The organism is Pseudomonas sp. DE0157, from assembly GCF_007678615.1.
GTDB lineage: Bacteria > Pseudomonadota > Gammaproteobacteria > Pseudomonadales > Pseudomonadaceae > Aquipseudomonas > Aquipseudomonas parafulva_B.
The window spans coordinates 530,318-543,277 of record NZ_VEJN01000002.1 but is presented as its reverse complement, the minus strand read 5'-3'; the positions used below and the strand labels follow the sequence as shown (position 1 = coordinate 543,277).

The window sequence follows — 12,960 nt, the reverse complement described above, 5'->3', positions numbered from 1 at the left end:
GGTAAATGCTTCAGATCCTAAGGCTTCTATCTCCCACGGCTTGGGTACTTTCACCGCTACAGAATCCATCACTTGCCGCCTACTATCAGACCTCGCGGCACATACGCGGTCGCTGCCTTAGGCTGGGCCACGGCTGGCTGCGTTTCAACGACCGGCGTCGCTCCAGAAGAGATGTTCGCCGCAACGACAGGCGATTGGCCCGGTGCGCCAGACAAGACGGCGGCTTGTGCTATCTGCTGCGTGGCGAAGCGCTCATCCAGCCAATCGGCCCACCAGGCCGCACGCCGCATCACCTGCTGGCGATAGCGGGCATTGATCGCGGGGGTACGCGAGTGGTAGTTGGCGACCCGCGTCCACAAATCGCCACGGTCGTTGCGCACATGGCCGCGCAAGCGCCAGGCGGCCAGGTCATAGGCATAGCAGCCACCTTGCTCCACATCCTGGGCAGTGATGCCGTAACGGGCGAGTTCGCGAAGGTAGCTGGTATTGAATTGCATGGGGCCTACGTCGTAGGTGCCATTGGTGTTGCGCACCCATTGCCCCGGCTTTCCGCCTTCCTGAGCGGCCACCGCGAGCACGATATTCACGGGCAGCTCGTACTTAACGGCGGCCATGACCGAGCATACGATCGGCTCTTCAAGTGGCGGGAGCGAAGGCGGGGCGTCGATGGGCATGCGCGTAGGCCTAGATCACTTTGCCAAATTTCTTGTTAATTTCTTTGGTCTTATCCGAGTCAGCTGCTGGGCAGCTGTCAAGGAAAGACTGTCTTGCGTCAGCGGTCTTATCCAGCCTGATTTTGCCTTTCTTTTTCTTCACGATATTGAAGTAGTCCGCTACCGGACCCTCGCAGCCTTCAACGACACCGGCGCCTTTGAATTTGCCAAACATGCAAAGGACGGTGGCACAAGGATCACCAGCAAACGTAGGAGTACTGACCAAGGCGGTGACCGCCAGAGCGACTGCCGGGAATAATTTCTTGGCTTTCATGACTGCACTCCTAATTTCATGTCTTTTTACTTTTTGTAAAACTGGCAACCTCGGCAGAGGGATCAAAGCTGCGGCTAGTAGAACGCGTGTCCAACGGAGCTGATTGCTTGCTCGAAGTTGCAGCGGCGCCGCCACTACTCGTTGGCGTACCTCCGCTGGTTGTACCGCCCTGCTTACCGCCAGAAGTCGCAGTTTCTGCGCCGATGCTGGGACTCATCGAACTTGCGCCAGCGTTGGACGCAGCAGAAGAAGCACTTGTGGCACTTCTACCCCCTTCGGCAGGTGCGGAAGAAGCACCTGCGCCATCACCCCCACCATTACCCTCACCACCACCAGAGGAACCGCCAAGCTCTGCGCTACCGGACTGTGACGAGCCGCTTTGCTCGCCACCTCCACTTGCGCTGCCGCCCGAGTCACCTGAGTCGCCCGAGCCGCCTCCAGATGCTTGCCCCATCGCGGAGGCCATGCTCGCCATGGCAGAGGCTCCACCGACACCGCCACCTAACGAGCTCAGTCCCATTGCGCCACCGAGTGGACTGGAGCCTCCACCGCCAGCGTTACTGCCACCGCCGCTGCCGCCTCCACCCATCAAGCTGCCCAGCTGAGACACCATACCGGCACCACCCGAGGTGGCCGATGACATGCCCTTGAATGCCGAGTACATGCTCTGGGCGCCACCCATCATGCCTTTCGCCATTCCGGCCATGCCGGTAACCGCCGACATCCCGCCAGAAGCTGTGGCACTGGCCATCCTGGCAGCTGTGGAGGCGGCTTGCATGCCGGCTCCAGCGATTGCTCCGGCACTGAACGAGCCTGCGGCGCTGGCGGCGCCACCACCACCGGGGATCAAACCGGCAATAATATTAGGGAGCGTGTGGATAAGAAGCGCCAAGACAAAAGCGACAATGCAGGGCACCAGTAGCTGCTCAACGGAGGCTCCTTCATCCATTTTTTGTAGAAGTCTGTCCATTACCGATGTAGCGATACCTATCATCAGCGTCATTGTAAGCAGCTTTAATGCAATACCGGCTACTGATCTGAAATAGCCAATAGCGATATCTGAAGTCCAACGCGAACCCCCGAACCCTAGCACAAACATGCCGGCATACGACATGATCCAGGCAGTCACTAACACCAGCAAGACATTGGCAGCGACGGCAGCTAGGCAGAGCAGAATAATAAGACAGACGAGTACGATTGCTAAACTATCGCCAGGCTTGAATACACTTAAACTTTTTGCAGCCTTTCCTACGATCTCGAAACCAATGGTAATGGGCGTAGACGGGTTGAGCTCTTTGACGCCGCCTGCTTCTGCACCTATACGCATAAATGACCTGACAATGGATATTGCGAAGTCAGGACCGTTTGTCAACAACCACAGATAAAAACCAGTGAACACTATAAAACGAATAAACTCGGCAAAAAATTCACCGATATCCGCCTTACGCATGGCCATAAAGCCAAATGTCCAAACCAATGAAATCACAGCCAAAGTCCAGAATAGTCTTTTGGCGTAGACCATGATGATCTCTGCCCACTCCGCAGAACTTTTTAAAAATTCAGTTGTGACATCATTCAGGACGCCACCGGTGTCTGAGGGCGCAGCTGCCGCTATCCTTGATAGCAGCAGTGCACCTACAATAATTGCTAACCGGATGGCCGGTCTTGTCATGGCGTGAATCCTTTATCTTTACTACGATCAGGCTTGGGAATATTCCACAGCTTGTCACTTGCCTCCTGCTGGGCTTTGGCTTTCTGCTCGTCCTTTGACTCCCAGCACCCACTCAGCAGGGCAACAAATGTGGTAACCAGAGTAGCGATCAGTATACGTTTCATGGCGTGAATCCTTTATCCAAGCTTCTATCGGGTTTAGATATCGTCCAAAGACGTCGACTCGCAGCATCCTGCATCGCTTCTTTGTTAGCGGCCGCCTGTTGCTGCGCAGCAATTGCGCCTTGTTGCGTGATCATCAAAGATCGAATCTGCATGAGCTGGTTAGCCTGCTGGCTAGCCAGTTGGTTCGCGTAGCCGAGCGCCTTCATCTGCCCATCAGCATCGTTGGCCAAGCTCTGGAGTTCCTGCAGCCTGGCAGAGTCACGCTTGATCGTTGCCTGCTGCTCCTCGATGCCTTTGAAAACGGCATCGTTGGCCTGCTTCTGGCTCTGACTGGCAATCTCTTGGCTTTCGAATAGCTCCTCACGATCAGCGTCAGAGCAACGACCGCCATTGAAGCAAGGGCTGTTCTTGTAGTAATTGATATCTTTGAATTTGGCCAGGTAGCGATCGAGATCGCCAGCCTGCTGTTTGTAATACGACAGCGTGTCGGTCATTTCCGTGACACGATCAATGGTGCCTTGAACCTGCCCCCACACTTCGCCGATGGGCTTGGCAGTGTTCTGCACCATGTTTCGATATTGATCGAGCTGCGTGGTGTATTGCTTAACTTGCGTCTTGTACTCATCAATCTGCTGAAGCATCTGCGCGTAAGTTGATCCGGACGTGATTTCGTTCAACATAGCGTTTGAGCCATCAATCACGGGGATACCCGCGACCGCCCGCATGGCAAGGCCTAGACCAACCATGACGCCTGCCACGGGCTTTAGATAATGTAGAGTCCTCATCTTTCCTCCTGGGTTCATCAGTAGTCGAACGCTTGATAAGGCTTGGAGAACACCATGTCCTTGGTCACCATCACGTTGAAACGGAACCCGGGACGAATCTCCAGTGTTGGCGCAATGTTCAGGTTCTTGGCAATCATCTGGGCGGTCACCTGACCCAGTTGCTGCCCAAGCGCCTCACTCATCGCACTGCTGGCGGTCTGTTGCTGATTGCCGCCACCAAAACCACTGTTGGTATTGCGGTCCTGGCTAAGGCTGATACCTGCCACAACGCCAGACATCAGGAATGCCGAGCCGAATACACGGACATAATGATTGTTCACTTTGTCCGACATGCCGGCATACCCTAGGCCGTCGGCGCTTGGCATTGCACCGATATCCATCGCCTTGCCATCTGGAAAGACAATACGCTGCCAGGCAACCAGCACACGGGCCTGTCCGTAGGCCACATCGCTAGAATACGAACCGACCAACCGCGAGCCTTGCGGGATCAGCAGATACTTGCCGGTGGGGGTGTCATAGACACTCTGCGTGACTTGGCCCGTAATCTGGCCAGGTAGATCCGAATTGATGCCAGAAATCAGGACCGCTGGCACGACAAACCCGGCGCGCAGCGTATAAGGAGTGCGTGGGGCCTCGAGTTTGGTATCCAGTTCCCAGCGATCTTCACCACCTTGGGCGTTGAATTGGCTCAGGCTTTTCCCTGAGCTTTTCTCGGATTTAACGAGGAAGGGTGAGTCGTCCTGGCCTCCAATTCCGCTGTTTTCATTACGCATCTGACGTATCTCAGCCAAACGTGCTTTGAACGCTGCGTTCGGGTCGCTGCGCGACTGTTCTGTCAGCCGCTGCTGTGCAGCTGCGATACGCGCCAATGCATCCTGCGGGTCCTGGGGGGCATTTGAAGAGCCTGGGCTGCGAGACGCGTCGACCCGTACCGTACTCTTGGCCATCACTGCTTCCTGGAACTGCTGCGCCTTCATGCGCCGAATGCGCTCCACTTCCTCAGCGTCGGCACTCGGCTGCCCGCCACGCGGGGGCAGGGGCGGTGCATCGAGGTTGTCCGGACGCACAACCTGAAGCCGCTCAGGCGCCTCTTGCACAGGTGTATTGCTCAGTGAAGGTACCGCTGGTGGCTCGGCCTTGCTGGGGATGATCCCGTCCGAATCCATTCCGCTGATCTGATTGGCGAACAGACTACTGTTACCGGTCTTCTCCGCCTTCTTGTCCTCGGGGTCGTGTTGCTTGTCCGCCCGATCTGCTGCCACAAGAATCATGATCAACAGGAAAATGGCAGCGGCACCGCCGATGATGTACATCGGCCAGTTGTTCACACGCCGCACACCGCTGCTGCGGTTCAACTTGCCGGGGGAGGCGTCCGGGGACATGGCATCGTTAGCTTTACTCATCCCATGTCACTCCTTGCGAACCCAGGCGCCAGCGGCCAGCAGGCGATCGTTCTGCACGCCATAGGCACGGCTCAGGGTTTCTGGGCCGACCCGCAGAATCACCCGCAGCAGCTGGGTGTCCTTGGGGGTGTCGACCACGTAGTTCAGCGGCAGCGCAGGTACCACGCCGCGCGCGGCAGGCGCTGGCTGGGCCTTGGGGTCGAACTCCTGCACGGAATAGCCGGACGCCCGCAGGGTGCTCAACAGGGCAGTGCCAAAACCATCACGGGTTTCCTGGGCAAAACGCAAGCGGGTGCTGGCCGGCGGGTGCACCACCGCCAACTGGCGAACGGTGGCCTGCGCCAGCTGCTGGTTGACCGCAGGCGATGTGCGCTCGGCGAAGTTGCCATAAGGCCCGTTGGCGCAGGCGGCCAGCCACAAGGTGGCGAACAGTGCTAGACAAACGCGCATGCTCATTTACCCCGCTGGATGGTGACGCGGTCCTGGGACTTGCCCACGCCGGCAATCAGGATGGCCTTGTCAAAAACAGTGTCGACGATGTAGCGATCGCCCTGAACGCGGTAGTTGACCATCACGGTTTCGTCATCCCGGAACCAGCCGCCGTCCTTGCGCACCACCATCAGCGACGGGGCCTCGGTCTGAGCCACGGTCTGCGGCATCTGGATGATCGTCTTGCTGCCATCGTTGTAGACCCGCACGGGTTTCCAGGCAGTGTCGCCCTCGACGGTGTAGTCGAAGCTCAGGTTACCCAAGTATTCGCCGGTTTCGGGGATGGTCGCGCGCTTGCGCTCGGTGGTTTCGCGCTGCTTGATCATGTTCCACTTCGCCAGCGCCTCTTCCGGATAGGTGAAGGCCACCTGCGGCATGTACTGGGTGCGGTGCGAGCGGAGTTTGAAGTGGTAGGTGCGGCGGTTGGTGGTAACCACCAGCGACGTTTCCAGCCCCACGTCCATGGGCTTGATGATCAGGTGCTGCACTTCGCTCGGGCCAACACCGGTGATGGCCGGCTCGACCGTCCAGCGGGCGGTGTCGCCCAGGTTGATCGAGTTGACCTGCTCACCGGCCTGCAGGGCGATGTCGCACACCTGCAACACGGCGCAGACGATGCTCGGCTGCTGGGCACCGAAGATGAAGCGGGCAGTGCCATCCCCACCGTCGACCGGCTTGATGCCGGTGGCACTGGCCTGCTGCCAACGCTGGGAAATGGCCAGGGCGGCCTTTTCCTGCGGGGTCAAGGTGGGGTTGGCGTCCGAGAAGTACAGGTCGGCCTGACTGGTGCCGGGCGCGGCCTGAACGAACGCAGGCAGTGCGGCGGCGAGCAAAGCGCAAAGATAACGGTTCATGGTCGGTCCTTCAGAGTTGCTTAGACCAGGAGAAGTCGCGCACATAGGTCCCGATCGGGTTCATCCGCAGTTGCTCTTCGCTGGTTTGAGTTGTGGGTTCGGCGGTATAGGTGGTCACCAGGGCACGCCAGTTGGCCTTGCTCTTGACCAGGCCCTGTCGATCGCGAGTGACTTCTTCCCAGTCCACCTGCCATGTTTCCGGGGTCTGCTGCATGACCGAGCGGATATCAACGCTGACGGTTTCCTCGGCAGCGCGCACGAAGGGGCTGGACTCCTTGGTGCCGTTGAGCCATTCGTTCATCTTCTGCGTAGCCGGATCGTTCTGCCCCAACAGCGCATAAATGCGGAAAATCGACTTGCGCAATAGCGCCACATCCGGGGTGACGGTGCGCGCATCGGCAATGAAGCTGGCAACCTGCGATTTCACAACGCGCTGATCGACTGGCTGCGCCACCTGCGCCGGCGCTACCGCCAATGGCTGTCCAAGCTTGTCCACTTCGACCACGTAGGGCACGAACTTGGACTGGCTGCCAATATGAATCAGCCCGCCCACACAGGCCAGCGCAATCATCATCGACAGGATGGCAACCACCTGCCACATCAGACGCGAGGTCACGACGCTGCCGACATGGTCATTCCAGGTACGGCGGGCGGTCAGGTAAGGGTTGTCCAATACCGCACCTTGCGGCGATGGAATTCTCGAGGTGCTATCGGAAGGTTCAGCGGGGCGTTTGCGCACCATCGCTTTCATGCGTTCAGCGAAGCTCATGCGGCCACTCCATAATCATTCAGTCTGAGGCCACGGGCGGCCAGCCATTCGTCTACCCAACCGTCGCCATACTTGGCTTCCAGTCGCTTGATGGCGGCAACCGACTCTTTGTCGGAGGCACCGACGAAGGCCAGGGCAAGCGGGCCCAAGGCAAGGTCATATAGCCGGCGGCCGTTTTCCGATACGTAGTAGTACTGACGCTTAGGCACGGCGGTGGCGAGGATTTCGATCTGCCGGGCGTTCAGGCCCATGCGCCGATACAGCAACGAGGTTTCCTCGTCGCGTGCGTAGACGTTAGGGAGGAAGATCTTGGTAGCCGTCGATTCGACGATGACGTCGAGAATGCCGGAGTTGGCGGCGTCCGACAGGCTCTGAGTAGCCATCAGTACCAGGCAGTTGGCCTTACGCAATACCTTGAGCCACTCGCGGATTTTCTCGCGGAAAGCGGGGTGGCCAAGCATCAGCCAGGCTTCGTCGAGAATGATCACCGCCGGCTGCCCCTTGAGCGCGCGTTCGATACGGCGGAACAGATACAGCAGCACGGGCAGAGCGTACTTGTCACCCAGGTTCATCAGTTCTTCGATCTCGAAGACGGTGAAGTCGGACAGCGCCAACCCGTCTTCCTCGGCGTCGAGCAGGTGCCCCATGGTCCCGTCAACGGTGTACTGACGCAGCGTTTCCCGAACGGTCTCGTCCTGGACGACCAAGCAGAATTCCGAAAGGGTACGCGAGCCATCGCGGTACATGCTCATCACCGCGTGGCCTATTTCGTTACGCTGAGCAGCAGTCGTTTCCAGGCCGTTTAGCGCCAGAATCGTATCCATCCACTCCATGGCCCAAGCGCGATCGCCCTTTGTCTCCAGAAACTGCAGCGGGCAGAAGGCCAAACGCTCGTCATCGGCCGCAACCGTGAAATGACGACCCGACTGGCCACCGCTTTCAGCGCGGATACCGGCTGCCAGCGGATACATCGACATGCCTTTGTCGAAGGCAAAGATCGACATACCTTGGTAGCGACGCAGCTGCGCGGCGATCAAAGCCAGGTGTGTAGACTTACCGGCACCGGTTGGCCCGAACATGAAGGTGTGACCCAGGTCACGTACATGCAGGTTCAGACGGAACGGCGTGGCTCCACTGGTCACACAGTGCATCAGTGCTGGCGACAGTGGTGGGTAAAGCGGGCAAGGCGCCTCGGCACTGCCCGTCCAGATGCTGCTGGTAGGCAGCATGTCAGCCAGGTTCAGGGTGTTCATCAAGGGGCGACGAACGTTTTCCACGCCGTGACCAGGCAAGCTGCCCAGATAGGCATCCAAGGTATTGATCGTTTCGATACGTGCAGCAAAGCCCAGACGCTCAATGGCTTTCTCAACGCTACGCGCCGACTCTTCCAGTTGTTGCCGATCTTCGTCCATCAGAACAACGACGCTGGTGTAGTAGCCTTGAGCGACCAGCCCGCTGTTTACCTCGGCGATTGCGTCAGCGGCATCTTGCACCATCGACATGGCATCTTGGTCGATGTTGCCGTTGTTGGTATTGAACACCTGGTCGAAGAAACCGCGCACCTTCTGCTTCCACTTCTTACGGTACTTCTCAAGGTGCTGGACCGCTTCGTGCGTATCCATGAAGATAAAACGGCTGGACCAACGGTACTCGCATGGCAGTTCGGCCAATGCTGAGAGAATGCCGGGTGCGGATTCGAGCGGGAAGCCTTCAATGGCTACGACCTGGATGAAGTTTCGGCCGATCTTCGGCACAACACCCCCCCACATTTCCTTACCGCCGATGACAGCATCCAAGTACATGGGGTTGCTCGGCAGTTGCACAGGCTGACTGATACCCGTCACACAGAACTGTACCCAGCTGAGCAAGTCGTCATGCGTGATCTGTGCACCTTCTTCGGTGACCAGCGCATTGGCTTTTAGACGGGTCATCTTCAACACTGATGACAAGCTGCCTTCAACGCTTACGCAGTCACGCTTGAATTGTTCGATGAGGTTGCGTGTGCGCGCCTTGTGATCGGGCGGCGGCGTGTCGTCATCGAACATGAGCTCGACGAATTTCTGTTGCGCCAGCATCGGCGGGAAGAACGTCAATGTGAGAACGAAGTAGCCTTCATACAATGAACCCAGAGATTCGAAGAAGCTGCGACGTTCCTGGTCCATCGCTTCAGTAAGCCGATCCGGGAAGTGCGAAAAACCCTTGCTGGAATAATTGACCGCCGGACGCCGAACAGCATCGACGTGGATCATCCAGCCGCTACCCAGCCCAGCGAGCGCCTGGTTGATACGCAGCGATACCAGCTCGCGCTGGGCGTCGGTGCTGCTGGCATTATCATCGCCACGATACAGCCACGCTGCCATGAAGGCGCCGTTCTTACCAACGATCACGCCGTCGTCGACCAACGCGGCATGGTTCAGCAAGTCCGACAGCCCGGCATCTTTGGAGCGGTGCTTTTTCAGCTTCAGCTCGGCATCGACCTGCAGGAGACGCTGGACCAGCAGTAGGACCAGCAACGCACCGAGGGCTGCGATGGCATACGCAATACCTTCGATCATTTGTATTGATTTCCCTGACTTGGAGGGTTGTCCCTGAACGGAGTGCTACGCGCCGGGTAATAAGACTTGTAGCGTCGATGGCGCAGGTATACCGGGCGCATCTTCGCGTCGGCCTTTGCCATCACCCGCAGAATGAACAGCGCAGCGAACCACAGCACTAGCCCGACTACCGTGGCGCGCAGTTCTTGGGCACTGAAGATCAACGCGAAGGCCAACAGGCCGGAGAACATCACCAGCTCACGGTCACCTCCCATGAACAGGTTGTCCCGGTTACCGGCTCGCCGAATGGGAATCGTGCGCAGTGCCATGGCTCAGACCTGACCCTGTACCAGGGTGTGCTGAGGCAGTGGCAGCAATTGCGCCAGCTCTGCGCTAGTACCAAAGAAGCTGCTCATGATGTTGTTGGCACCAACGATCAGGGCCATCACCAGCACCAGGAAAATGAGGGTGCGGAAGAAGCCGTTCAGGTCGCCGCCGAAGATCAATACGCCGCCCGCTACCACGATGCCAATGATCGACAAGGCGAAGGCAACTGGGCCGGTTACCGATTTGCGCAGAGATTCCAACCAGCTCTCGTAAGGCAGGGTGCCGCTACCGGCGGTAGAGGCGAAGGCATTTTCCGGGGTGACCATTACGTAGAGCATCAACAGGCAGAGCGCCAGGTAGCCAAACGTTTGGGCATTGATGCGGGACAGAGAAATGTTGGCTTGCATGTGCGATGTTTTCCTAGAGGTTGCGCATGATGTAACGGCCGTTTTCGTACCCGGAAACCTCGAGGATTTCCTGGATGCGGCGGCCTTCTGGGGTTCTGGCGATGGAGATGACGACGTGAACCGCTTCGCCAATCAGCGGCTCGATGTCGGCCGGAGCCGACTTGTTGCGGGAAACCAGGGATTTGAGACGGGTCAGCCCTTCACTGGCGCTGTTGGCATGCAGCGTGGCGGCGCCGCCAGGGTGGCCGGTGTTCCAGGCATCGATCAGGTCGAGTGCCTCTTCGCCACGCACCTCACCGACCAGGATGCGGTCAGGGCGCATACGCAGGGAGGTCTTGAGCAGGTGGGTCATGCTCACGTCGACGGTGGTGTGGTACTGCACGAAGTTCTTGGCCGCGCACTGAATCTCACCGGTGTCCTCGATGATGAATACGCGCTCACTGGGAAATTCGATGACCATCTCGTTGATGACCGCGTTGACCAAGGTGGTCTTGCCGGTACCCGTACCACCGATAACGAGGATATTGCGGTGATCACGGATGGCCCGCTTGATGGCATCGCACTGGGCCGGCGTCATGATCGCCGACTCCACATACTGGTCCAGGGTGTAGATGGCGACCGCCTTTTTTCGGATCGCAAACGTGGCGGCGCGCACCACCGGCGGAAGCTGGCCTGCGAAGCGCGACCCGTCCAGGGGCCATTCGCCTTCGAGCAGCGGTTTGCTGCGGGTCACTTCCTTGCCATGGAAGCCAGCCACGGTCTTGATGATGGACTCGGCCTGCGCCGGACGCAGATCGCCAATGTGCCTCATCGGTTGGCCCAATTGTTCGAGCCAAAGCTTGCCGTCGCCGTTACACATCAACTCGACGGTCTGCGGGTGGTTGAGCGCATCGATAATGAGCGGGCCGGCATCGCGTTCAAGTTTTTTCTTGGCGCGATCTTTCAGGCTGGCAGTTTCTGCAATATCCACACTGTTCGTCCATGAATTAAACGCTGACCCTGTCACACGGTATTCAACCGAGCGCGTGTTACAGGTCTTCAATTACTGATAACGGGCAAAAAGCTCTTCGCTCGAATATCCACCCAGGCTGACCAGATGCTTTCAAGTTGCGTGAGACGATCCACAATGGCGCGGAGGTTACCCGAGCAACAATTGCTAACGAAATGGTGGATATCTTACAAGCATGTAAGCCTTTTCCTACAAAATTGGTACGAGCGTTCTTCGAATTGGCTACACGCTCCTACGTGAAACCCGCGCCGTAGCTGGTCTCTACCATGAGCGCCAGTAATGCTGGCAGCTAATCGCCACTACCATCGAATGATCGTCTTTCACAAAAAATGAGAGGCAATTCACAATTAACCAAAACATTTTTTTGTGGCCCAGTTCACAGTTGCCCACTTCATAGACATCACAGCCGTCAGTCATGAGTTGATATACGCGGGCTATCCAATAATGGCATTTAGATATCAATTTTCGCGAAAGACAACATATACGCTAATTGGTTCAAAGCAATTGCAGCTGCCTGCCTGGCAGGCTGAACAATGAGCAATCGAGTTGTAAAGATTCACGTTCTTCCAAGTTCAGCTTGCGTACAGTCTTGTCGAAACGCTGCGCCAACAGCTGGGCAAAAACACCTTCACCCCGCATACGAACACCGAAGCGGCTGTCATAAAGCGCTCCGCCCCGGCTTTGCCGAATCAGGCTCATCACATGGGCTGCGCGCTGCGGATAGTGATCGTGCAACCACTGCTCGAACAGAGGGGCCACCTCCAGCGGTAAGCGAAGCATCATGTAGGCCGCGCTTTGCGCCCCGGCCTCTTGCGCCGACTCCAGCAACTGCTCCAGTTCACAGTCGTTGATCATGGGAATGATCGGCGAACACAGCACACCTACAGGTACGCCGGCATCGCGCAGCAGGCGTATGGTCCGCAAGCGCGCAGCAGGCGAAGCGGCACGGGGCTCCAGCACACGTTTAAGGCCAGCATCAAGGGTGGTATGGCTGATCATCACGCGCACAAGGCGCAAGCTGGCCATTTCGGTCAACAAGTCAAGGTCACGCAGAATCAAAGCGCCCTTGGTGACGATGGTCACTGGGTGGCGAAATTTCAGCAGCACCTCCAGCAAACGCCGGGTCAGCAAGTGTTCGCGCTCTATCGGCTGATAAGGGTCGGTGTTGGCCCCCAGATTGATCGGCGCACACACGTACCCAGGTTTGCTCAGCTGTTGTGCCAGCACATCGGCCGCATTGGTCTTGGCGATCAGCTTGGTTTCGAAATCCAGACCCGGCGACAGGTCCCAATAGGCGTGGGAAGGGCGTGCATAGCAATAGATGCACCCGTGCTCGCAACCGCGATAAGGGTTCATCGACCGGTCGAAGGGCAGGTCGGGCGAGGTATTGCGGCTGATCACGGTCTTGGCCGTCTCGATCCGCACTTCGGTCCCTTGCGTGATCGGCACATCTTGATACCAGCCATCATCCTCATACGATGAGTGGGTAGGGCCGAAGCGATTATGCGGATTATGCGCAGTGCCGCGGCCCTTCAATGGAGGTGGATATGACATGGCTAA

14 protein-coding genes are annotated in these 12,960 nt (G+C 57.8%); all 14 read right to left on the bottom strand.

The annotated features are described in order from the left end of the window. Positions 1-68 precede the first annotated feature (68 nt). Positions 69-674, bottom strand: a complete 606-nt coding sequence (locus FS777_RS05270) for a hypothetical protein (RefSeq protein ID WP_058638728.1) — start codon at positions 672-674, stop codon at positions 69-71. A 10-nt stretch (positions 675-684) separates the two neighbouring features. Beyond that, on the bottom strand, positions 685-987 hold the full coding sequence (locus FS777_RS05265; RefSeq protein WP_058638729.1) for a TrbM/KikA/MpfK family conjugal transfer protein: 303 nt from the start codon (positions 985-987) through the stop codon (positions 685-687). A gap of 16 nt (positions 988-1,003) precedes the next feature. Beyond that, positions 1,004-2,659 (bottom strand): P-type conjugative transfer protein TrbL, encoded by a 1,656-nt coding sequence (trbL, locus tag FS777_RS05260; protein ID WP_058638730.1) that lies wholly within the window; start codon positions 2,657-2,659, stop codon positions 1,004-1,006. Beyond that, positions 2,656-2,823, bottom strand: a complete 168-nt coding sequence (locus FS777_RS21365; protein WP_153302475.1) for a hypothetical protein — start codon at positions 2,821-2,823, stop codon at positions 2,656-2,658. Before FS777_RS21365 ends, trbL begins: the two co-directional genes overlap by 4 nt. Beyond that, on the bottom strand, positions 2,820-3,608 hold the full coding sequence (trbJ, locus tag FS777_RS05255; RefSeq protein ID WP_058638731.1) for a P-type conjugative transfer protein TrbJ: 789 nt from the start codon (positions 3,606-3,608) through the stop codon (positions 2,820-2,822). Before trbJ ends, FS777_RS21365 begins: the two co-directional genes overlap by 4 nt. 17 nt (positions 3,609-3,625) lie before the next feature. Continuing rightward, positions 3,626-4,936 carry a TrbI/VirB10 family protein gene (locus FS777_RS05250; protein WP_256675155.1) on the bottom strand — a complete coding sequence of 437 codons (1,311 nt, stop codon included), beginning with the start codon at positions 4,934-4,936 and terminating at the stop codon, positions 3,626-3,628. A gap of 81 nt (positions 4,937-5,017) precedes the next feature. Continuing rightward, entirely contained in the window at positions 5,018-5,461 is a 444-nt protein-coding gene (locus tag FS777_RS05245) for a conjugal transfer protein TrbH (RefSeq protein ID WP_256675154.1), read from the bottom strand. Positions 5,462-5,463: 2 nt separating this feature from the next. Continuing rightward, positions 5,464-6,354 (bottom strand): P-type conjugative transfer protein TrbG, encoded by an 891-nt coding sequence (gene trbG / locus FS777_RS05240; RefSeq protein WP_058638734.1) that lies wholly within the window; start codon positions 6,352-6,354, stop codon positions 5,464-5,466. A gap of 10 nt (positions 6,355-6,364) precedes the next feature. Beyond that, the gene (locus FS777_RS05235; RefSeq protein WP_058638735.1) at positions 6,365-7,123 is read right to left on the bottom strand and encodes a VirB8/TrbF family protein; all 759 of its coding nucleotides are present in this window, start codon (positions 7,121-7,123) and stop codon (positions 6,365-6,367) included. Beyond that, positions 7,120-9,678 (bottom strand): VirB4 family type IV secretion/conjugal transfer ATPase, encoded by a 2,559-nt coding sequence (locus FS777_RS05230; RefSeq protein WP_058638736.1) that lies wholly within the window; start codon positions 9,676-9,678, stop codon positions 7,120-7,122. The genes FS777_RS05235 and FS777_RS05230 overlap by 4 nt, the downstream gene beginning before the upstream one ends. Next, complete coding sequence (locus tag FS777_RS05225; protein ID WP_058638737.1) at positions 9,675-9,986, bottom strand: conjugal transfer protein TrbD; 312 nt, start codon at positions 9,984-9,986, stop codon at positions 9,675-9,677. Before FS777_RS05225 ends, FS777_RS05230 begins: the two co-directional genes overlap by 4 nt. 3 nt (positions 9,987-9,989) lie before the next feature. After that, the gene (gene trbC, locus FS777_RS05220) at positions 9,990-10,391 is read right to left on the bottom strand and encodes a conjugal transfer system pilin TrbC (protein WP_058638738.1); all 402 of its coding nucleotides are present in this window, start codon (positions 10,389-10,391) and stop codon (positions 9,990-9,992) included. A 13-nt stretch (positions 10,392-10,404) separates the two neighbouring features. Next, complete coding sequence (trbB, locus tag FS777_RS05215) at positions 10,405-11,355, bottom strand: P-type conjugative transfer ATPase TrbB (protein ID WP_306107092.1); 951 nt, start codon at positions 11,353-11,355, stop codon at positions 10,405-10,407. Between the two features lie 540 nt (positions 11,356-11,895). Further along, positions 11,896-12,954 (bottom strand): PA0069 family radical SAM protein, encoded by a 1,059-nt coding sequence (locus tag FS777_RS05210; protein ID WP_145254211.1) that lies wholly within the window; start codon positions 12,952-12,954, stop codon positions 11,896-11,898. Positions 12,955-12,960 lie beyond the last annotated feature (6 nt).